At 34.0% G+C, this 19,707-nt stretch carries 21 protein-coding genes, 3 tRNA genes and 1 riboswitch; of the genes, 14 read left to right on the forward strand and 10 right to left on the reverse strand.

The window, feature by feature from the left end; genetic code table 11:
- Positions 1-838 (reverse strand): group II intron reverse transcriptase/maturase (gene ltrA / locus DPN68_RS11045; RefSeq protein WP_113988696.1); only part of this gene is annotated, 838 nt, incomplete at its 3' end.
- Between the two features lie 771 nt (positions 839-1,609).
- On the opposite strand from ltrA, the gene DPN68_RS11055 reads away from it, so the two are divergent.
- Both DPN68_RS11055 and DPN68_RS11060 read left to right on the forward strand, forming a co-directional pair.
- On the forward strand, positions 1,610-1,858 hold the full coding sequence (locus DPN68_RS11055; protein ID WP_113989713.1) for a type II toxin-antitoxin system ParD family antitoxin: 249 nt from the start codon (positions 1,610-1,612) through the stop codon (positions 1,856-1,858).
- The gene (locus DPN68_RS11060) at positions 1,855-2,154 is read left to right on the forward strand and encodes a type II toxin-antitoxin system RelE/ParE family toxin (protein WP_113989714.1); all 300 of its coding nucleotides are present in this window, start codon (positions 1,855-1,857) and stop codon (positions 2,152-2,154) included. Before DPN68_RS11055 ends, DPN68_RS11060 begins: the two co-directional genes overlap by 4 nt.
- 269 nt (positions 2,155-2,423) lie before the next feature.
- Here DPN68_RS11060 and DPN68_RS11065 read toward each other — a convergent pair whose 3' ends face one another.
- Positions 2,424-3,356, reverse strand: coding sequence for an FKBP-type peptidyl-prolyl cis-trans isomerase (locus DPN68_RS11065; protein WP_113989715.1), 933 nt, complete (start codon positions 3,354-3,356; stop codon positions 2,424-2,426).
- Between the two features lie 79 nt (positions 3,357-3,435).
- Here DPN68_RS11065 and DPN68_RS11070 point away from each other — a divergent pair, with 79 nt between their 5' ends.
- From DPN68_RS11070 to DPN68_RS11080, 3 genes are read left to right on the forward strand one after another with little or no spacing between them, the layout of a single operon-like run.
- On the forward strand, positions 3,436-3,828 hold the full coding sequence (locus tag DPN68_RS11070; protein WP_113989716.1) for an RNA-binding S4 domain-containing protein: 393 nt from the start codon (positions 3,436-3,438) through the stop codon (positions 3,826-3,828).
- Complete coding sequence (locus DPN68_RS11075) at positions 3,815-4,393, forward strand: methyltransferase domain-containing protein (RefSeq protein ID WP_113989717.1); 579 nt, start codon at positions 3,815-3,817, stop codon at positions 4,391-4,393. Before DPN68_RS11070 ends, DPN68_RS11075 begins: the two co-directional genes overlap by 14 nt.
- Positions 4,394-4,399: 6 nt before the next feature.
- Positions 4,400-4,894: a phosphoribosyltransferase domain-containing protein gene (locus DPN68_RS11080; protein WP_113989718.1), complete on the forward strand. Its 495-nt coding sequence runs from the start codon at positions 4,400-4,402 to the stop codon at positions 4,892-4,894.
- On the opposite strand, the gene DPN68_RS11085 is transcribed toward DPN68_RS11080, so the two are convergent.
- Entirely contained in the window at positions 4,886-5,401 is a 516-nt protein-coding gene (locus tag DPN68_RS11085; RefSeq protein WP_113989719.1) for a shikimate kinase, read from the reverse strand. The two genes, DPN68_RS11080 and DPN68_RS11085, sit on opposite strands and share 9 nt — an antisense overlap.
- 130 nt (positions 5,402-5,531) lie before the next feature.
- On the opposite strand from DPN68_RS11085, the gene DPN68_RS11090 reads away from it, so the two are divergent.
- The 4 genes from DPN68_RS11090 (at position 5,532) to DPN68_RS11105 (ending at position 6,361) form a co-directional block, all read left to right on the forward strand.
- Positions 5,532-5,604: transfer RNA gene (locus DPN68_RS11090), tRNA-Lys, on the forward strand.
- A gap of 29 nt (positions 5,605-5,633) precedes the next feature.
- Positions 5,634-5,706: transfer RNA gene (locus DPN68_RS11095), tRNA-Lys, on the forward strand.
- A gap of 44 nt (positions 5,707-5,750) precedes the next feature.
- Positions 5,751-5,833 (forward strand) — tRNA-Leu (locus DPN68_RS11100).
- A gap of 189 nt (positions 5,834-6,022) precedes the next feature.
- Complete coding sequence (locus DPN68_RS11105) at positions 6,023-6,361, forward strand: DUF6984 family protein (protein ID WP_113989756.1); 339 nt, start codon at positions 6,023-6,025, stop codon at positions 6,359-6,361.
- A gap of 29 nt (positions 6,362-6,390) precedes the next feature.
- Here the strand turns inward: DPN68_RS11105 and DPN68_RS11110 are convergent, their stop codons facing one another.
- From DPN68_RS11110 to DPN68_RS11130, 5 genes are read right to left on the reverse strand one after another with little or no spacing between them, the layout of a single operon-like run.
- Positions 6,391-6,915 carry a DUF4252 domain-containing protein gene (locus DPN68_RS11110; RefSeq protein ID WP_113989720.1) on the reverse strand — a complete coding sequence of 175 codons (525 nt, stop codon included), beginning with the start codon at positions 6,913-6,915 and terminating at the stop codon, positions 6,391-6,393.
- Positions 6,916-6,918: 3 nt separating this feature from the next.
- Positions 6,919-8,124 carry a carboxypeptidase-like regulatory domain-containing protein gene (locus DPN68_RS11115; RefSeq protein ID WP_113989721.1) on the reverse strand — a complete coding sequence of 402 codons (1,206 nt, stop codon included), beginning with the start codon at positions 8,122-8,124 and terminating at the stop codon, positions 6,919-6,921.
- 1 nt (position 8,125) lies between these two features.
- Positions 8,126-8,656, reverse strand: coding sequence for a DUF4252 domain-containing protein (locus DPN68_RS11120; RefSeq protein WP_113989722.1), 531 nt, complete (start codon positions 8,654-8,656; stop codon positions 8,126-8,128).
- Between the two features lie 5 nt (positions 8,657-8,661).
- Complete coding sequence (locus tag DPN68_RS11125) at positions 8,662-9,120, reverse strand: hypothetical protein (RefSeq protein ID WP_113989723.1); 459 nt, start codon at positions 9,118-9,120, stop codon at positions 8,662-8,664.
- The gene (locus DPN68_RS11130) at positions 9,101-9,616 is read right to left on the reverse strand and encodes an RNA polymerase sigma factor (RefSeq protein ID WP_113989724.1); all 516 of its coding nucleotides are present in this window, start codon (positions 9,614-9,616) and stop codon (positions 9,101-9,103) included. Before DPN68_RS11130 ends, DPN68_RS11125 begins: the two co-directional genes overlap by 20 nt.
- A gap of 89 nt (positions 9,617-9,705) precedes the next feature.
- On the opposite strand from DPN68_RS11130, the gene DPN68_RS11135 reads away from it, so the two are divergent.
- Entirely contained in the window at positions 9,706-11,106 is a 1,401-nt protein-coding gene (locus tag DPN68_RS11135; protein WP_113989725.1) for a S41 family peptidase, read from the forward strand.
- Between the two features lie 36 nt (positions 11,107-11,142).
- Here DPN68_RS11135 and DPN68_RS11140 read toward each other — a convergent pair whose 3' ends face one another.
- Positions 11,143-13,086 carry a TonB-dependent receptor plug domain-containing protein gene (locus DPN68_RS11140; RefSeq protein ID WP_113989757.1) on the reverse strand — a complete coding sequence of 648 codons (1,944 nt, stop codon included), beginning with the start codon at positions 13,084-13,086 and terminating at the stop codon, positions 11,143-11,145.
- 79 nt (positions 13,087-13,165) lie between these two features.
- Positions 13,166-13,429, reverse strand: a riboswitch (cobalamin riboswitch).
- Between the two features lie 34 nt (positions 13,430-13,463).
- On the opposite strand from DPN68_RS11140, the gene DPN68_RS11145 reads away from it, so the two are divergent.
- The 3 genes from DPN68_RS11145 (at position 13,464) to DPN68_RS11155 (ending at position 16,183) form a co-directional block, all read left to right on the forward strand.
- A complete protein-coding gene (locus DPN68_RS11145; RefSeq protein WP_113989726.1) occupies positions 13,464-14,369 on the forward strand; it encodes an energy transducer TonB in 906 nt (301 codons plus the stop codon).
- 3 nt (positions 14,370-14,372) lie between these two features.
- Complete coding sequence (locus tag DPN68_RS11150) at positions 14,373-14,831, forward strand: energy transducer TonB (protein WP_113989727.1); 459 nt, start codon at positions 14,373-14,375, stop codon at positions 14,829-14,831.
- A 221-nt stretch (positions 14,832-15,052) separates the two neighbouring features.
- On the forward strand, positions 15,053-16,183 hold the full coding sequence (locus tag DPN68_RS11155; RefSeq protein WP_113989728.1) for an ABC transporter substrate-binding protein: 1,131 nt from the start codon (positions 15,053-15,055) through the stop codon (positions 16,181-16,183).
- A 361-nt stretch (positions 16,184-16,544) separates the two neighbouring features.
- Here DPN68_RS11155 and DPN68_RS11160 read toward each other — a convergent pair whose 3' ends face one another.
- Positions 16,545-18,092, reverse strand: a complete 1,548-nt coding sequence (locus DPN68_RS11160) for an AbgT family transporter (protein ID WP_113989729.1) — start codon at positions 18,090-18,092, stop codon at positions 16,545-16,547.
- Between the two features lie 94 nt (positions 18,093-18,186).
- Here DPN68_RS11160 and mnmE point away from each other — a divergent pair, with 94 nt between their 5' ends.
- Positions 18,187-19,587, forward strand: coding sequence for a tRNA uridine-5-carboxymethylaminomethyl(34) synthesis GTPase MnmE (mnmE, locus tag DPN68_RS11165; RefSeq protein ID WP_113989730.1), 1,401 nt, complete (start codon positions 18,187-18,189; stop codon positions 19,585-19,587).
- Positions 19,588-19,707 lie beyond the last annotated feature (120 nt).

Genomic DNA, 19,707 nt, shown 5'->3' on the forward strand with positions numbered 1-19,707 from the left:
TTCCTTTATTGTAAACGGGCACAAATCCAAAGCCAAGTAACGTAAAGTTAGAGGGTTTTCTAATCCCACTCTTTTCCTCGTTGATGGTTAGTTTGAGCTTGTTCTTAAGGAACTTTTCAATCACTACGCTCGTAGCTTTCGCTTGATTATGGCTCTTGCAGTAGATACTAAAATCATCAGCGTAACGAACGAATTTATGTCCTCTTCGGGTCATTTCTTTATCCAATTGATGGAGTAAGATGTTAGACAATAGTGGGCTTAAAGGAGAACCTTGCGGAACGCCTTTTCTTCGTTTTCGTAGCTTTCCGTTGATTTTAATCGGTGCTCGAAGCCATTTGCGAATGAGTTGCATTGTGGTTTTGCATTTCACTTTTTGAAACAACAAATTCAGAAGTAAACAATGGTCAACTTCATCAAAGAAATTTTTCAAGTCAATATCCACAATGTGGTTCAGTCCTGAATGGATGTAGTCCCGTGCTTGTCCAACGGCTTGTCGGGCATTTTTGTTAGGTCTAAATCCAAAACTGCTGGGTTTGAATTCGGGTTCAAATAAAGGTGCGATGCTTTGTGAAACCGCTTGTTGCAACACTCGTTCGCTTGTTGTGGGAACTCCCAATAATCGGGTTTTTCCGTTGCCTTTGGGAATTTCTATTCCTAAAATGGGTTGAATTTGATAATTTCCTTGTTTTATTTCCATAATTAACTGGTCTTTCTTTTCTGGGAATACCTTGCGGAGTTCTTTGATAGAAACGCCATCAACACCTGCACTACCTTTATTGGCAATGACGTGTTCCAATGCTTTTTGAAAGTTGTATGGATGTACTACTTTTTCAATCATCTTAGTTTTGTTTTAACCTGTTTTCGTTAAGTAGGGCTATCTACCTAGGCAAGATTCCATTACTTATTGAAAACCTCTTTGCGTTCAGTCCTTCCTTGTTTGTGAGACCTGTGCGGTATCTATTCACACCTCGTTGCTTTCAAGTACTATGACCTCTGCTGACTTCTCTTTGTGATTAACTCGTAATCTAAGAGACCTCCCCTAGTAACCGCTTTTTCCTTCCGTCTATTCCTGGTACATCTACATGACAGTAATCTGATTTAGTAGCATGTTCAGAACACTGTTTTGGACTTCGTATTGCTGTGGATACTCATCCTTACTGCTATGCCTCTTATGTACTTTCTGTTCGTCAGTACAGACTTTTGCCGTTTGACTTCCTTCAGTGCATACCTCGCGGTAAACCACCTTGTCACGTACTAAACCTTCGAGACGTTACTCTCGCGGTTAAGGGACTCACACCCTCTGGAAAAATAACACCCCGAAAATTAGTTTTTGTAGTCAAAATTTGTATTTTTGAACTATTTGAAAAGCTTTCGGGGTGTGTCCTGCATATGCAGGGCACACACAGCGGTTTTAAGAAATTGGGGTTTTCGGGATTAATTTAAAGTTTGTTTTGTACTTTTGATTTTAGGTGTTTAATCGAAAGTTTCGGACTTACAAATCCCCAACTTCTTAAAGCCGCGAAACGTTACCTTCATTCATAAAAAAATCTTCATAAAATTTAACATTATACCAAAAATTGGTATATTTGTTTTTTTAAATAAATATGTCATGGCAAAAAACACATCAATTTTATTGGGAGATTATTTTGATGATTTTATCAATCAGCAAGTAAAAAGTGGTCGGTTTTCTTCAGCAAGTGAAGTTGTGAGAACAGCATTAAGAATGTTTGAGCAAGAAGAATCAAAAAAAGTAGAACTAATCAAAGAGCTCAAAAAAGGAGAAAAATCTGGATTTGTAAAAAATTTTAATAAAGATACTTTTTTAAAAGATTTGCAAAACAAACATTTGAGTAAATGATTTACAAAATAAGTAAAGAAGCATCAAATGACCTTGAAAAAATCTGGCTCTATACAATCGAAACTTGGTCTGTAGAACAAGCAGACAGGTATTTGAATTTACTTTTTGACGAGATTGAATATTTATGTTTAAAACCAAAATCAGGATCAGATTTTGGACACGTAAGAAAAGGATACTTTTGTTCGAGGGTTAAATCTCATTTGATTTTCTATATAATCAACGAGAAAAAAAACGAAATAGAAATTATTAGAATTCTCCATCAACAAATGGATATTGAGAATCGATTGAATGAATAAATAAACGACAGCAGCTAGTAGCGGTTTGTACCAATGAAAAGTCAGGAAAGTACGCTGGGGTAATAAATAAAATGTTAGTTATATTTGTTTGGTCAGTGCTAAAAGTTTCACCTCTAATGCAAGCTACCAAACGTTAACTCAAAATTTCAAAAAGCTGTTTATGGCTACTCGCCATTTTTAAAGTGTAAGGAAAGAATAACACTTTCTACTTAAAAAAACGAAAAAACGGCAAGACAAAAAAAATCCCGATTTACATCGGGATTCTATATTTAAGGACAAGGATCAGTATCTAGGTAATTAGGAATACCATCGCCATCACAATCATCAAATGGTAAAATTACATTTCCATTAACGTCATAAGTTAATTCATTCTTTGTTAATATACTATCACCGTCGTCATCTTTATCAAGGAAATTTGGAATCTTGTCGCCATCAGTATCATCATCAAAAAAGTCATTGTTTCCATTTAAATCCTCATAATTTGATAGCACTCTATCACTGTCGTGATCTCTTTGTTTTCGAGCCAATAATTTAATCTGAAAAGCAATTGGTTTGTATCTTGCTACATTTGGTCGTATCGTATTAAAATAAGCTAAGCCCGATGGAATAAAAACTATAACATTTCCAAAGTTGGTATAACTCACAGTTCCATTTGAATTTGCTGTTGAACCTGTTGCTGTTTTAATAACCGATAAAATTTGTCTAAATCCTGAAATTGAAGAAATTTGATTCTCTGGAAAACTAAACCAAATACCTGTATTGTTCTGATCAACAGTTGTGTTACTTAAATTCCATCCTTTATATGCAGTAAAAGTTGAATCAATAGATGTAGGCGTTTGCCCTCCTCCTTCGTTCAACACAATGTAATACAATTTATAGTCTACAGGATCAACAATTCTTCCATCTGTTAACAAAGATACTCTTAAATCATTTTTAACAGTAATGTATTGCAAAGGATAAGCCGTTTGATCCCAAATAGAAACCTGACTTCCTCCATCAGGAATAGAATCAATAGTTACATTCATATCGCCATCTAAAGTCATGTAACTCAATTGCAAATAGGTTTCTATCTCCGAAAGGTTTTCATCATACACTTCTTGTCTGTCTCTTGGTGGTGGAATTGTTACATCATCATCTTTTTTACATGACACCAAAAAACCCAAACTTATTAAAAGTAAAAAATACTTGTTTAACTGCTTCATTATTATTTAAAATTTAATGCCGCAAGATACAATTTTCCTTTATTTTTGTACAAATATTAACACTGATTTTTGATTTTAGATGCGAATAGATAAATATTTATGGTGCATACGCTACTATAAAACCCGAAGTTTGGCTACTGAAGCCATTAAAAAAGGACATGTAAGCGTAAATGGACAAACGGCAAAAGCTTCTCGTGAGGTATTTCCTATGGATAAAATTGTGCTTCGAAAAGACCAAATCAATTACCAAATTAAAGTGCTAGACATTCCTTTAAATCGTTTAGGAGCCAAATTAGTGGATATGTATCGCAAAGATGAAACACCAGAAGAAGCTTTTGCGCATTTGGAACTTTTAAAACTAAGTAAAGACCATTATCGTGCCCATGGAACAGGTCGACCTACCAAAAAAGAACGTCGCGATATAGATGATTATACCAATGACTTTGATACCGATGAAGATGGAACTGAATAAAACCTATTGGGAAACCCGCTACCAAAACAACGAAACAGGTTGGGATGCAGGAACAATAACCACACCTTTAAAAGATTATATTGATCAATTAACCAATAAAGACTTAAAAATTCTAATTCCAGGTGCTGGAAATGGATATGAGTTTGATTACCTCATCCAAAAAGGTTTTACCAATGTTTTTGTGATTGACATTGCTCCATCTCCATTGGAAGCCATTAAAAAAAGAAACCCTGAATACAGCAGCCATTTATTGCTTGGCGATTTCTTCGAATTAAACGAGACTTTCGATTTGATTTTGGAACAGACTTTCTTCTGTGCATTGGATCCCAAATTAAGAACCGATTATGTTTCCAAAATGCTCCAATTATTGCATCCCAATGGAAAATTAGCGGGTTTGCTATTCGATTTTCCGCTTACCAATGAAGGTCCGCCGTTTGGAGGAAGCAAAGAAGAATATTCGGAACTATTTTCAAATAAATTCGAAATTAAAACCTTAGAAAAAGCACATAATTCCATAAAACCACGTGAAGGTAAAGAACTCTTTTTTATCTTTGAAGCAAAATAACACAACATGCAAAACATCATTTTAACGCACCAAGAAATTGTTCATAAAACCAAGCGTATTAGTTACCAAATCTTCGAAACTTTTGCCAATGAAGAAGAAGTAGTTATTGCTGGTATTGCCAACAGTGGTTTCAAGTTTGCTCAAAAAATTGCTACCGAATTGGAACGCATATCCGATTTAAAAGTGATTTTGTGTGAAGTTCAAATCAACAAGCAAAATCCACAAGAACCAATTACAACTTCGCTTACCAAAGAAATGTATAGCAATAAAGGTTTGGTCTTAGTAGATGATGTGCTGAATTCAGGAACTACGCTAATTTATGGCGTAAAACATTTTCTAGATGTACCGCTTAGAAAATTCAAAACAGCCGTGCTAATCGACAGAAATCACAAAAAATACCCAGTTAAAGCTGATTTCAAAGGATTGTCACTTTCTACATCGTTACAAGAACACATTCAAGTTGTTTTTGAAGAAGAAACGAGTTATGCGTATTTAAGTTAGTTTGCTAGTAATTTCTGCAACTATTTCTTCTATTGATTTAGCATCAATTGCGATGGTGTGTTTCGCTTGTTGGTAATAATAATTGCGATCAAACAAGTGTTTGGCTACAAATTCAGTTAATTCTTCATTTGGAATATTCGCAACTAACGGACGTAATGCTTTTTCTTTCTGTAAACGCGCTACCAATGTCGCTATGCTTCCTCTAAGATAAAACGAATGAACGGTTTCGTCTTGTAGCAACAAGTGATTATTGGCATAACAAGGCGTGCCACCACCTAATGCTAAAATATAAGAATCTTTTTGTTGGTGAAATTCTTGTAACAGTTGGTGTTCTACTTTTCTAAAGTAAATTTCTCCTTTGGTTTCAAAAATAAAATTGATTGATGCATTTTCTTTTTCGGATATAATTCCATCCAAATCATAAAAGGGAATTCCTACAATTTCAGAAAGTTCTTTTCCAATTGTAGATTTTCCAGAAGCCATATAACCCAAGAGTATTATTTTCATATTTTAAATAATTCCTTATAAATTAAGGAGTTAAAAATTAATTTCAAAAAAAAGACAAATTTATAAGAAAAAGCCATTGAAAAATAAATTTAAGGTTATATATTTGCACCCGCATTCAAGAAAAGAAAATGACTTGGTAGCTCAGTTGGTAGAGCACATCACTTTTAATGATGGGGTCCTGGGTTCGAGCCCCAGCCAGGTCACAAAAGTAAATTATTTTCAAGAATGCATTGACTTGGTAGCTCAGTTGGTAGAGCACATCACTTTTAATGATGGGGTCCTGGGTTCGAGCCCCAGCCAGGTCACAAAACCTTAAAAGACGTTGCCCAGCAGCGTCTTTTCTATTTTAGGCCATGTGGAGAAACGGTAGACTCGCCATCTTGAGGGGGTGGTGCTCGCAAGGGCGTGAGGGTTCAAATCCCTCCATGGTCACAAAATTTTAAATTTTCTTCTTTCCATTGCTTTTGAAACAATCAATTTTTGTAAAATTGTTTCTTTAAATCAAATAATACTTATCAAATATAGTTATTTTTGAAATTGTGAAGTTAGTTTTTCAACATTAACCATAGCATTTTTCAAATAAGCTTAATTGACTTATAAAAATTAATAAAGTTGAATTTTATGAAATCTGATAAAAGAAATTTAAAAGATTTTGAATTATCTTTAATAATGCACTTATTAAGTAAATCTTCTTTTATGATACCTTATGATTTAGAAAAAGAGTTGCAAGTAGTAGATATGAATGATGGTGGTATGGGAAGCTTACTTTTGTTTCCAAAAAACGTTAGCGAAAACAAACGTGACTTTGGGAAACAAATTGCTGAATGTGTTTTTAAAGATTTAGATGATGTTATTGTAACAGCTGTGTTAAATGTAGATAAGAATAATGAACTTTTTGAATTAGATATTTGGAAAACTGATTTTAGTCGATTGATTCAAATTCCAAAAAAATTTAGTTAAAAAAAGCCCCAATCGGGACTTTTCAATAACTACTTCATAAATTGTTGCAACGGCTTTAATTGTTCCATATCTACATTTGATTTCTGGAGCAATTGGAATAAAGTCATTACGTGATTGACATCCATATCATCACCTAAAATTCTCACTATAGCAAAACCGGTTTCTTTTTGGTTGGCTACTAATACAAATTCATCAATTTTATCAGTTTCTCCTGCAAAATAAATAGCGGCACCATTTGTATTGGAACCATATTTTATAAGCGATTCGTATTGTTCGTCTTTTAAAATGGTGTTTACTTTGGTTATTTCCGAATTGTATTTATCGTCATTGATAGAATCTTTCTTGAATGCCAAAATGTTCATCTTTTTGAAAGCATCTAGCGCAGCAGTTTCTTCACTTGTTAAAGTCAATGCATCGGTTTTTAAAATAGATGGCGCAATATCGATAGCGAAAAACTCCGTTGATTCTGAATTTTCTACAAAGTATTTTTGCAAAGTAGGTTCATTGGAACAAGAGACGAATACGAAAGTCAGTAGTAAAATTATATTTCTCATAGCTTAATTCATTAATTGGTTCAAAACGGCTTCTTCATTGGCAGAAAGCGGCATGGCTAAATTGCTTTTCCAATAATTAGAATGGTGTTTCATGCCATTTTCATATAAAGAGCGTTTGGTGTAAAACGTTTCTTTGGCTGGTAAAATTACATTGGTATTGGAATAATTATTCACCAATAAATCACAAACTCCCGACAAATTATCATTGATTTGCTTACCAAATTTCATATACAAATCAAAAACCGTTTTGTTGTAATTAGGAATATACTTGCCGTTTTCCATTCGGAACGAAACTTTCACTTGTAAATCGTTTAGTTTGAATTTAAAAAGCACCATATTTCGAAGTTCTGAATATTGTTTGTGCGTGTCAGCCAATTGCAAATCGTATTCCATAATCACTTTTGATGCAGCATCATAAATAATATAACCCTCTACCAACAATTCTTGAACTTCTGGCAATGGTTTAATCACAATTTTTTCAAACGAAACTCCCGACTGCGTTTGGTAAGTTTTAATTTGAAAATCATACTTTTTAGAACTTTTCGCATTCGTTAAAAAGTTTTCAATCATATTGAAATTAAAAAAGTTATCAGTAGCATCTTTGAAGTTAAAAAACGTATCCATAGCGGCCAAATCTGCTTTTCCTTCGTACTCTAAATCATTGGCAGCCGTAATTTCAAACGCTCTACTCTCGTTTACTACTACATTGGCTTTTACTTTGTCTTTTCGTTTGGGTTGCAAATAATAAGTAACTAATCCGTCGGAAAATTTAGAATATTGATTGTTTATTTTTAGAAATTCACGATAATACGTGTCCAATTTTACATCTCTATCCAATTGATTTTTAGAATTGGATACCAAATTATTCATAATTTCATGAAGCGGTTTATTGACCACAACAACTTCTTCCAATGCATATTCTTCGGCCTCCAAACGAATGATTTGTTCTTTTTCGTTAAAATTTTCAATTGGAATAACAATCGTTTTATAACCCAAACAACTTATGGTAATGGATTGAACGCTATTTGGAATTTGAAACTCAAAATAACCTTCTAGATTGGTGTAAACACCTTGATTACTTTCTGAAGAAAAAAGGTTTACAAAAGGCAAAGCCTCAGAAGTTGTAGCTTCTAAGACTTTTCCTTTAATCGTTTTTTGACTGTATCCGAAAGTAAAAAACAACAATAAAATCAATGTAATTTGACGCATATTACTTGCTTTTTGATGCTTTTTTCAATTCGTTTCCACCAGGTAAATTCATTTTTTCTGTTAAAGCAGAAATCTCATCCAAATAAAACGTTCCTGTTAACGACATTACAATGGCTTGCTTGTCTTTTGATGACGGATCTTCAATATACATCAGCAATTCTTTTACAATGTTTTCATTCGCTCCTGATTTTACATAAATTTTCACCTGACGACCACCATCGTTCATGCGCATTAATTCTTCTAATGGATTTGATTTCAAATAACTCGTAACAGTCGATTTCATTTCGTTTGCCGTTTTGGAATTACTTGTCATGAAAACTTTTAAATTATCCAATTTTTTGAGTAAACCCATATACTTTTGCGCTTCTTTGTCTTTGGCATCTACTTTGACTTTACTCATCATTTCGAACATTTTTTTGCTCACGACTACAGTTGCTACAGATTCGTTGTTCTCAAATTTATCAAAAACACCTTGAGCCGAAACTAAAGTTGTACTCAATAAAAAAACGGCACTTAAAATTATATTTTTCATCTTGTTTATTTTTTATTAGATTTTTTAAAAATGATTCTTTTGGTTTGTTCATATTGTTTTAACACGGCAACACCTTCTATTCCTTGGTTCACTTCTCCAGATAAAAGCTGCAAAGCCTCTTGTGTAGCTTGAAAAGCTTCTTCAGGATTCTCAAAGGTTCCTAAATCCTTGCTTGATTGGGCATTCTCATTAAGAAAAAACCAAGCAGTTCCGAAAAGGAATACAAAACTTGCGGCTATACCAATCCATTTTACAGTAGGCTGTTTGCTAGGTTGTAATGGAAGTTTTTTGTCAAATTCTATTTCCTTTTCTGTTTTGAAGTAGCCAAATAAGTTGCGGTAATGCTCCAAATGTGGCGCTACATCTTGCGAAGAAAAATAGGCCTTTAATTGTTTTTCTTCAGCAATTGAAGTAGTTCCTTCAAAATATTTTTCTAGTAGTATTTCAACTGTTTGTAAGTCCATAATTATGTTTTGCTACTAATTGTTCTCTAATGGTTTTTCTGGCGCGCGATAAGGCTACTCGAACAGCAGTTTCATTCATTTCTAAAATGGCTGCAATTTCTGTAAATTCAAACTCTTCAACATCACGCATTTGTATAATTAATCGTTGTTGCTCGGGAAGCTCGTTTATCATTTTTTCTACCCAATTCCAACTGTCTTTCGCTTCTAATTGTTGGTCAATTCCAACTTGATTATCACGGTAATTACTATGTACCAATTGCAAATTTGATGCCCTTTTTGATTTGAGTTGATCCAAACAAAAATTTTTCGTCATGGTCATGGCTAAAGCTTCAACGCTATTGTAATTTGTTAAAGTTTCCTTTTTGTGCCACAAACGAACCATCACTTCTTGAGTAGCATCTTCTGCTTCTTCGGTACTTACCAATAATCGTTTGGCAAACCGAAAGACTTTGTCTTTGAAAGGAGCAATTAGATTTTCAAACTCAAGTGGCTTCATTTTTCGTAATTGGTTATATTAGCTAGACGAATGTTATTTGTTTTTGTTACATCATAAAATAATTTTAAATTTATAAAAAAATATTAACTATGAAAAAGTTTATAGCTATAGTACTAGGATTACTATTAATTACGTCGTTTGTAAATTGCTCAGAAGATTTTGACGACAACCCAAGAAGTACTTCAGTGAATGATTTTATTTGGAAAGGATTGAATCAATATTATTATTGGTTAGAAGATTCGGCAGATTTGGCAGACAATCGTTTTGCAAATACGCAAGATTATCAAAATTTCATCAATTCTTTTGGAACGCCAGAAGCGTTTTTTAATCATTTATTAGTGGCTCCAGAAATTGATCGTTATAGTGTTATTTTTTCGGATTATACTGCACTAGAACAAGCCTTAAGTGGTACACAAAAAAACAATGGTGTGGATTATGAATTACGACTAAAAAATGGAAGCACAACAGAAGTTTTTGGTTGGGTGCGCTATATTTTACCCAATTCGGATGCTGCTTCAAAACCAATTGCACGTGGCAATATTTTTTATGCTGTTAATGGAATTAGTCTAACAACTTCTAATTTCAGAAGTTTATTAGGGCAAGACAACTACACGCTTAATATGGCTGATTTTGATAGTGGATCCATTACTCCTAATGGATTAAGTGTTTCATTAACCAAAACTACTTTTTCTGAAAATCCTGTATATGTAAGAAAAGTGATTACACAAGGAAGTCAAAAAGTAGGTTATTTGATGTATAACGGATTTTATGGTGCTTATGAAACAGAACTGAACAATGCGTTTGCTTTCTTCCAAGGTGAAGGAATTACCCATTTGGTTTTGGATTTACGTTACAATTCGGGTGGTTCTGTAAATACAGCAACACGATTGGCGAGCATGATTACAGGGCAATTCAACACTCAAGTGTTTGCTAAACAACAATGGAATTACAAATTAGAGAGCATTTTTAATCCAGAACAACTTTTAAACCGATTTACAGCAACTTTAAATAACGGCTCTAGCATCAACCATTTGAATTTAGACAAAGTGTATGTTTTAACTACTAAACGCTCTGCTTCGGCAAGTGAATTGGTAATTAACGGTTTGAAACCGTATATTGATGTGATTCAAATTGGTGATGCAACCGCAGGAAAAAATGTGGGCTCTATTACCGTTTACGACTCGCCAACATTCAGAAAACAAAATGTGAACCCAAGGCATAAATATGCGATGCAACCTATTGTTTTGAAAATTGCCAATAATGATAATTTTAGTGATTACACTAACGGACTTCCAGCAACCGTAGAACAATTGGAAGATATTGGAAATTTAGGAGTAATTGGAGAAACTTCAGATCCGCTTTTAAATACAGCATTGAATTACATTCAAACCAATGGAAGAATTCGTATTCTACAACCAGATAAAATTTTCCAACATTTTGAAGATAGTAAATCCATGCGACTGTTTGGAACTGAAATGTATTTGGAATAAAAAAAGAGAGCGAAAATGCTCTCTTTTTGTTTGCGATTAAAACTGAAAATTCATCCCAATTCTAAAATTTCTTCCTCTGGTATTGTAACCAATGACTTCTTGGAACTCTTCATTGAAAATATTGTCAATTGCGCCAAATAATGATAATCGATTTGGGATTACTTGGTAACGAACATTGGCATTGATCAATTGATAAGCACTTAAATTTACATTTTCAGTTACAAAATTGGCTTCATCATAAAAAGCATCGCTTCTATCTGAAACATATTGGTACATTAAAGAAGTGCCAAGTTTTTCCGTGATTTTGAAGTTGGCACTCGCATTTACTTTGTTTTTTGGAATAAAACGATTGAATTGTTGCTCGACTTCAGTAAAGGTATAATTCGCTGAAAAATTGATATTCTTGTTTACTTCTAAAGTGACATTGGTTTCCACACCTTTGGCATTGTTTTTTCCTTCATTGTTAATGTAGAAAGCATCAAATGTTGTGAAATCAAAAAAGAAACCAAACGTGTTTTTCTCTTGACGATAGAATCCAACCGCATTTATAGTCAATTTTTCGTTGAAAAGTTTCGTTTCAAAACCAGCTTCTGCTGTTGCATTTTCTTCTGGAGTTAAAGTAGTGTTGCCAAACGGACCGTATAATTGGTATAAACTTGGCGTTATATAAGCCGTACTATAAGACGTTAACAAACGCAAAGGAAGATTTTTAAATTGATAACTTGGATTGACACTGTATACCCAATGACTGCCGTATTCTGAATGGTTATTGGCACGAACACCAGCATTTATATTCAACCCAAAAGAGGAATTATAAACAACAGTTGCATAAGGATCAATGATGTTGAATTTGGCATTTTCACGCATCACATCAATAATCCCATTGGTATTTTGATCCATATCAAAAAACTGAAATTGGGTTCCTAAAACCAAATACAATTGCTCCGAAAAATTATAACGATTGAAAGCATCTACCGAAACATTTCTGGATTCGTAATTGTAATTATCAACAGAATTAGTCCATGAATTGGTTAAGAAAGTAGCTCTTTTTGAACTTCCAAAACCAGAGTTAATTACAAATTCTCCTTTGTTGTATTGGTATTTTGGATTAAAACCAAAACGAAATTGCTCCGTTTCACCACGATTATTTAAGTCGTCATTAAAAGCAGCAAACCCGCCAAATGAATTATCAAAAGTGTTTTTTAGTTTGTCATAATTTCCGAAGAAATCTAATGAAAGCTTTTCTGTGACTTGAACACCAATTTTTTGCATCAAGTTAATTCTTGAAAACATATCAAGTTCGTAGTTTTCTCCTGCGGCTTCTGAAAAACCTCTGGTTTCAGTACTATTTAAAGAAGATAAATAGCTTACTTTTCCAAGATTTCCATTGATACTCAATCCTTGGTTGAAATCGTTGGCATCAATGTCGCTTTTATTGGCATCATTTTGTGTTCCAATAGAAAAATAGGCATTTCCGTTTACCGCTTTTTTAGCTGATTTTTTCAACACTACGTTGATTACTCCAGTTGCCGCTCCAGTTCCGTACAACACACTTGAAGAACCTTTTAAAATTTCGATACGTTCAATTTGGTCAACCGGTAATAAACGTAAATCATATTCCAGATTAATATTAGAAGCATCTGTTACTGGAACACCGTCAATGTAAATCGCCACCTGACGATTTCGACCACCACGAATGTAAATACCTTGGTTTTTTCCGTTAGCGGATTGATTTCCGTTAACTTCAACACCTGCAACTTGACTAAGAACGTTTAGTAATGATTGACCTTGTTTGTTAGCTAAATCTTCAGCAGTAATCACTTCAATAATTTTTCCTGATTTTTCTTTGCTTTGTGCAAATTTAGTGTCTGAAACAACCACTTCTTTAAGGTTGTTCACTTTTAGCGTATCTAATTCTTGAGCATACGCAAAAGCAGTAGCCAGTGTAAACACACTTAAGCCAATAAACTTTTTGTTCATTTTAAAGTTAATAAAATTTAATAAATCTGGGAGAAAAGCACAGAATTTACCCATACTCAAACTTTTTTTCCCGAAAGTTTGTTACTCAACGAATGTGGCAGGTCTCCTGGCTTGCGTCTTGTTGTTGGCCTTCTCGTTCGCCTAGGCGAACAATGGCATTGAAGATAACAACAAGCTTAGTAGCTTACAGTTGCGGGTACAGCTCAAGATTTAATAAATTCCAAATCTAAAATTCTAAATTCCAAAAAGGATTTCGATTTTAAATTGAAATCAATTGCACTTGATTCCCTTTTAATGTTGTTTTGAAAAATCAGAAACAACAACCAAAATTCGAGCGCAAAGGTATTTTATTTTTGTTTACATTTGAAAAAAAATACATGAAAAAATATTTTTACTTTGTTGTTCTCTTAAGTTTGAATGGTTTGTCTCAAGTGAATTCAAATGAAAATCAAGAAATTCTATCGTTTAACAAAGTTGACATAATTCCAATTTTTGAAAATTGCAAAAATGAGAAGAGAGACAATCAAAGAGATTGTGTTGTAAACTATGTCAATGCCCACATTGAAAAGAATTTGATATATCCAGAAGAAGCCAAAAGAGTCAACCTAGAATCTAAAGTTTTTTGTACTTTTATAATTGATGAAAGTGGAAAAGTAACAGTAACTGAAGCCAAAGGAAAGCCAACATCATTTAAAAGAGCGTTTGAGAATGAAGCCATTCGGGTGCTTAATTTGCTTCCAAAATTTATTCCTGCGAAACACAACAATCAAGTTGTAAAAGTACAAGCACAATATGAAGTTGAATTCAAATTGGAAAACTCAAAAATAATAAGAATAGATGAAATGGTAGCTTATAACCCCGAATATCCTGTATCTGTTGCAGTTGCTGAATCTTCTGAAGAATCTTTAGATGAAACTATACCTTTTGCCGTTATTGAGCAAATTCCTTTGTTTGAAAATTGCAAAAAATTAAATAAAGAAGAGCAAGTAAACTGTTTTTATGAAGAAATGAAAAAGCATGTTGAAAAACATTTGAAATATCCTAAAGAAGCAAAGAAAAACAAAGTAGAAAATAGAGTGATAACGATGTTTGAAATCGATAAATCTGGAAAAGTAACCAATATTAAAGTTCGCTCTAGACAAAAAAACGAATATCAAGCACTTTTTGAAGCTGAAGCCAAAAGAATCATTGAAGCATTACCACTATTTTCTCCAGGTTTACATAGAGGAAAGCCCTTTAAAGTTTCTTATTCAATTCCGATAAATTTTACTTTAGATAAATAATCCATGAAAAAAATACTTTTTATTTTACTTTTTGTTGTTGCCAATGTTTTTGGACAAAATACTACTGAAGTTGTTATTGCTAGAGATTATACAACAGATAGTGAACCAGAGGAAATACCAATAACTATTGTTGAAGAAGTTCCATTATTTGAAGAATGCAAAACTTTACCCAAAATAAACCACAGAGATTGCTTTCAAGAAATGATGTCGAAATTTATCCAAAAGAATTTTTATTATCCAGAAGAAGCACAAGAGAATAAAATTCAAGGAAGGGTTTTTATTCGTTTTGTTATTGAAAAGGATGGTAGTATTGAAATTGTAAATGTTCGTGGACCACACAAAATATTAGAAGATGCGGCAAGAAATATGTTTAAAAAGTTGCCAAAACTAATACCTGGAACACAAAGAGGAAAGCCTGTTAGAGTCTCTTATACAGTACCAATAACCTTTAGATTAGAATAAGTTACTTCTTCTTATTCATTTTTCGAAACAACCAAATAAACCCAATCACAAAATGGGCTAAAACAATCGTAGCTACTGCATAAATAAACTCGTTAGAATCTGATCTCATTTTTTTATGACAAATTTAATGGTTTTGCGTTACAAAGATATCAAGTTAACGAAAAAACCTTTGCAACTTTGCGAGCAGAAAATAAAAAACTACTTTTGCAAAAAACATTTTCATGCGTCACTATTTCTTTTTAGTCGTTTTATTTTTTGGTTTTATCCAATGCAAGCAATCGGAAAACAATTCAAATAGTGCATTGCATCCAAAAAACAGTATAGAAAATGCTAGCGGTTTTTCATTGCATCAATACGATGGTTTTTCTGTTATTACCGTAACTAATGCTTATCCAGAAGCACAAGAAAATTACCGCTACGTTTTGCATAAAAAAGGCATTCAAATTCCTGATAGTTTAAAGCAGTTTACCGCAATTGAAGTCCCTATTCAAAAAATCATCGTTACCTCAACTACACACATTCCTTCATTAGAAATGTTGGGCGTTTTAGAAACTTTAGTTGCCTTTCCTAACACGGATTATATTTCTTCTGAAAAAGCCAGGAAACGTATTGATACAGGAAAAATTAGAGAAATTGGCAGCAATCAAAGTTTAAATACCGAAGTGATTTTTGATGTAGCACCTGATGTAATTATTGGGTTTAGCGTTGATGGCGATATGAAAACCTACCGAAACTTAGAGAAAAACGGCCAAACCATTCTATTCAATAGCGATTGGACAGAAAAACACCCATTAGGAAAAGCGGAATGGATCAAATTCTTTGGTGCTTTGTATGATTTAGACGAAAAAGCAGCAACAATTTTTAATACAATCAAAAAAGATTACGAATCGGCCAAAGCTTTGGTTTCCAAAATAACTGCTAAACCGACCATTTTTGCGGGAGCTGTTTACAAAGATCAATGGTTTCTGCCACAAGGCGATAGTTGGGCAGCTTTTTTCTTAAACGAAGCACAAGGCAATTACCTTTGGAAAGAATCAAAAGGAACTGGAAGTTTGGCTTTGTCTTTCGAAACCGTTTTAGACCAAGCGCAAGATGCTGATTTTTGGATAGGTCCTGGACAATTCACTTCTATTGATGAAATTTTGAAAACCAATGCTAATTACCAATATTTTAAAGCCGTAAAAAACAAAAACGTCTATTCTTTTAGTACCAAAAAAGGAAAAACAGGTGGCGTTATTTACTACGAATTAGCACCCAATCGTCCCGATTTAGTCATCAAAGATTTGATTAAAATTTTACATCCTGAAGTCTTACCCGATTATGAGTTGTTCTTTTTTGAGAAATTGAAGTAAGCGAAGTTAAAACGAATTGTTTTACTTGTTTTTAAACAAATAAGTTAGATACGTTCAACGGTGCTAGTTACCCAAAGTTTCACTATGTTTTGCACAAAATTACTCAAAGGTTAAAATCTGCGACTCGAGACCTAAAGTCGAACAGACGAAGTAATCTGTGGTTATTACATACTATTAATTAAACATATAAGTCAGATAAGTTTAAACATCTATTGATTACATTGATAAGTTCATAAAAAAAACGCTTTACAATGTGACAAACTGCGACTGAAAACTGTGACTGAAAACTTCGACTATCAACTGAAAACTAAAAAAGCAACTCCATTTGAAGTTGCTTTTGTGTTATGAATGACCAAAACTTTTAAGGTGTTGGGATGTATTCGTAAGTAGATTGTAATCCTAATGGAATTCCAATTGCCCAATAAACTAATAAGAAAATCGTCCATAAAACCATGAAGGCGATTGAGTATGGAATCATCATGGAAACTAGGGTGCCAATTCCTGTGCTTTTGACATATTTCTGGCAGTAGACTACTACTAATGGGAAATAAGGCATTAATGGCGTTACGATATTAGAAACCGAATCACCTACTCTATAAGAAGCTTGAGTTAAGTCTGGTGAAATACCTAATTGCATTAACATAGGAACAAAAATTGGTGCAATTAACGCCCATTTTGCTGATGCTGAACCAATGAATAAGTTTACAAATGCCGTTAGCAATAGAATACCAACAATAGTAACTTCTGGTGCTAATGCCATTGCCTTTAATCCAGATGCGCCTTTTAAGGCTAATAAAGCTCCTAAATTTGACTTAGCAAATGCATCAATAAATAATGCACAGAAAAAAGCCATTACAATATAATAACTCATTCCGCTCATTGATTTTGTCATGCTATCAATAATATCTTTGGTTTTACTAAAAGTTCCTGACATCATTCCGTATACTACGCCTGGGATTAAGAAAATGATAAAGATTAACGGTACAATAGAACGCATTAATGGTGCTGTAAATACAGCTAATTCACCTGTTTCGGCGCGTAAAGCTGAATCTGCTGGAATTGCCCAAAATAGTAATCCCAATAAACATATAAACATTACCAAACAAGAGATGATAAATGCTTTCTTTTCTTTACTCGTCAATGCATCCATTTTAGGTTGCTCGTCTGGATTTACCTCAACGGCTACTTTTTGTAAACGCGGTTCTACAATTTTATCAGTAATATACCAACCTATTAAAACAATTAATAAAGTTGACGCTGATGTGAAAAACCAGTTATTTAGTGGATTCAATTGAATCGCTGGATCAATAATTTGTGCTGCAGATTGCGTAAAACCTTGTAATAAAGGATCAATTCCTGAAGGAATAAAATTAGCACTAAATCCGCCGGAAACTCCAGCAAAAGCAGCTGCAATTCCAGATAAAGGATGACGACCTGCGGCATAAAAAATAACACCACCCAATGGAATTACCAATACATAACCCGCATCGGTTGCTGTGTGGGAAACAATCGCAACCAAAATTAACATTGGCGTTAATAGTTTTTTAGGTGTCACACTTAACATCGATTTTAATCCAGCGTTGATGAAGCCTGCGTGTTCGGCTACTCCTACTCCTAGCATGGCTACTAAAACAATTCCAAGTGGTGCAAAACTGGTGAAAACCGTTACCATATTGGACAAAAAAGCTGCTAATGAAGCGCCACTTAATAAGTTAATTACACCAATAGCTTCGCCCGAACGCGGGTCGATTTCGGTGAAGGTAAAATTGGAAAATATGGCTGAAAGTACCCAAATTAATAGCATTAAGCTGAAAAACAAAATGGCGGGATCGGGTAGTTTATTTCCTTTTTTTTCGATAAAATCGAGGGCTTTGGTAACAAAACCTTTTTTAGTAGTTGTTTCTTCCATGGTTAGTTTAATTTAGCGACTAAAATACTGCTTTTTCGTGAAAAACAACAACTTCTTGTTATCTTTGCGCTATTGATACCCAAATTTTTAGTTTATGATTCCACAAGAAACCATTGTTGCATTGGCTACTCCATCGGGAGCGGGCGCTATTGCTATTATTCGACTATCTGGTACCCATGCTATTACGATTGCATCGGAAGTCTTTCAATCGGTTTCTGGGAAGGATATTACGAAACAGAAAACGCACACGATTCATTTGGGACATATCTTAGATAATGGAAAAACTTACGACCAAGTATTACTTTCCATTTTCAAAGGACCCAATTCGTATACAGGAGAAAATGTGGTGGAGATTTCTTGCCACGGTTCTACGTTTATACAACAACAGATTATTCAATTGTTGCTTCGTAAAGGAGCGAAAATGGCACAAGCAGGTGAATTTACTTTGCGTGCTTTTTTGAATGGGAAATTGGATTTATCCCAAGCGGAAGCGGTTGCTGATTTAATTGCTTCGGATAATGAGGCGAGTCACCAAATTGCGATGCAGCAAATGCGTGGTGGTTTTAGTAACGAGATTGCTAAACTTCGTGAAGAATTACTGAATTTCGCTTCCTTAATCGAATTAGAATTAGACTTTGCCGAAGAAGATGTAGAATTTGCTGATAGAACGGCGTTTCATGATTTAGTAGAGCGCATTGAATTTGTGTTGAAGCGTTTAATTGATTCGTTTGCAGTTGGAAACGTAATCAAAAACGGAATTCCGGTAGCGATTGTAGGTGAACCGAATGTTGGAAAATCGACTTTATTGAATGCGTTATTGAATGAAGAACGCGCCATTGTTTCGGACATTGCGGGAACGACTCGTGATACGATTGAAGATGAATTGGTAATAGAAGGAATTGGTTTTCGATTTATTGATACGGCTGGGATTCGTGAAACTAAAGATGTGGTGGAGAGTATCGGGATTCAGAAGACTTTTGAGAAGATTGAGCAAGCTCAAGTAGTAATCCTTTTGCTTGATGCAAAAGAATTACAAGTTTCAGGTTTAAAGTTTCAGGTTGAAATCGAGAAAATTAAGAACAAATTTCCTCTTAAACCTCTTGTTGTTATCCTAAACAAAGTTGATTTACTTACTACAGATGAAGTTGAAACCATTCGTCAAGAACTTGAAACCTTAAACTTGAAACTGATAACAATTTCTGCCAAACAGAAAATTGGTATTGACGAACTTAAAAACACATTACTTTCTTTTGTGAACACCGGTGCGCTTAGAAACAACGAGACGATTGTGACCAATACCCGTCATTATGATTCGTTATTAAAAGCTTTGGAAGAGATTCAGAAGGTGAAATGGGGCTTGGACTCAGGGATTTCTTCTGATTTGATGGCGATTGATATTCGCTCTGCTCTACACTACTTTGGTGAGATTACTGGGGAAGTTACTAATGATGAGTTACTTGGGAATATTTTTGCTAACTTTTGTATCGGGAAGTAATTAACGTTACACTTGAACTGGCAATCCGATTTTTTTAACTACAAAGGGCACGACGAAGGCACAAAGTACACTAAGTTGGTTTTTAGGTTTAGGGTTGTAGACTTTACTACGTAAAGCAGA

The sequence above is a fragment of the Flavobacterium tibetense genome (genome assembly GCF_003293845.1).
Classification (GTDB): Bacteria; Bacteroidota; Bacteroidia; order Flavobacteriales; family Flavobacteriaceae; genus Flavobacterium; species Flavobacterium tibetense.

Bases quoted from the DNA above. Each gene is read 5' to 3' on its own strand.
- DPN68_RS11140 (WP_113989757.1), bottom strand. From the start codon at position 13,086: ATGAACAAAAAGTTTATTGGCTTAAGTGTGTTTACACTGGCTACTGCT.
- DPN68_RS11055 (WP_113989713.1), top strand. From the start codon at position 1,610: ATGGCAAAAAACACATCAATTTTATTGGGAGATTATTTTGATGATTTT.
- DPN68_RS11160 (WP_113989729.1), bottom strand. From the start codon at position 18,092: ATGGAAGAAACAACTACTAAAAAAGGTTTTGTTACCAAAGCCCTCGAT.
- DPN68_RS11105 (WP_113989756.1), top strand. From the start codon at position 6,023: ATGAAATCTGATAAAAGAAATTTAAAAGATTTTGAATTATCTTTAATA.
- DPN68_RS11115 (WP_113989721.1), bottom strand. From the start codon at position 8,124: ATGCGTCAAATTACATTGATTTTATTGTTGTTTTTTACTTTCGGATAC.
- DPN68_RS11155 (WP_113989728.1), top strand. From the start codon at position 15,053: ATGCGTCACTATTTCTTTTTAGTCGTTTTATTTTTTGGTTTTATCCAA.
- DPN68_RS11145 (WP_113989726.1), top strand. From the start codon at position 13,464: ATGAAAAAATATTTTTACTTTGTTGTTCTCTTAAGTTTGAATGGTTTG.
- DPN68_RS11070 (WP_113989716.1), top strand. From the start codon at position 3,436: ATGCGAATAGATAAATATTTATGGTGCATACGCTACTATAAAACCCGA.
- DPN68_RS11080 (WP_113989718.1), top strand. From the start codon at position 4,400: ATGCAAAACATCATTTTAACGCACCAAGAAATTGTTCATAAAACCAAG.
- mnmE (WP_113989730.1), top strand. From the start codon at position 18,187: ATGATTCCACAAGAAACCATTGTTGCATTGGCTACTCCATCGGGAGCG.
- DPN68_RS11060 (WP_113989714.1), top strand. From the start codon at position 1,855: ATGATTTACAAAATAAGTAAAGAAGCATCAAATGACCTTGAAAAAATC.
- DPN68_RS11075 (WP_113989717.1), top strand. From the start codon at position 3,815: ATGGAACTGAATAAAACCTATTGGGAAACCCGCTACCAAAACAACGAA.
- DPN68_RS11065 (WP_113989715.1), bottom strand. From the start codon at position 3,356: ATGAAGCAGTTAAACAAGTATTTTTTACTTTTAATAAGTTTGGGTTTT.
- DPN68_RS11135 (WP_113989725.1), top strand. From the start codon at position 9,706: ATGAAAAAGTTTATAGCTATAGTACTAGGATTACTATTAATTACGTCG.
- DPN68_RS11120 (WP_113989722.1), bottom strand. From the start codon at position 8,656: ATGAAAAATATAATTTTAAGTGCCGTTTTTTTATTGAGTACAACTTTA.
- DPN68_RS11110 (WP_113989720.1), bottom strand. From the start codon at position 6,915: ATGAGAAATATAATTTTACTACTGACTTTCGTATTCGTCTCTTGTTCC.
- DPN68_RS11125 (WP_113989723.1), bottom strand. From the start codon at position 9,120: ATGGACTTACAAACAGTTGAAATACTACTAGAAAAATATTTTGAAGGA.
- DPN68_RS11130 (WP_113989724.1), bottom strand. From the start codon at position 9,616: ATGAAGCCACTTGAGTTTGAAAATCTAATTGCTCCTTTCAAAGACAAA.
- DPN68_RS11085 (WP_113989719.1), bottom strand. From the start codon at position 5,401: ATGAAAATAATACTCTTGGGTTATATGGCTTCTGGAAAATCTACAATT.
- DPN68_RS11150 (WP_113989727.1), top strand. From the start codon at position 14,373: ATGAAAAAAATACTTTTTATTTTACTTTTTGTTGTTGCCAATGTTTTT.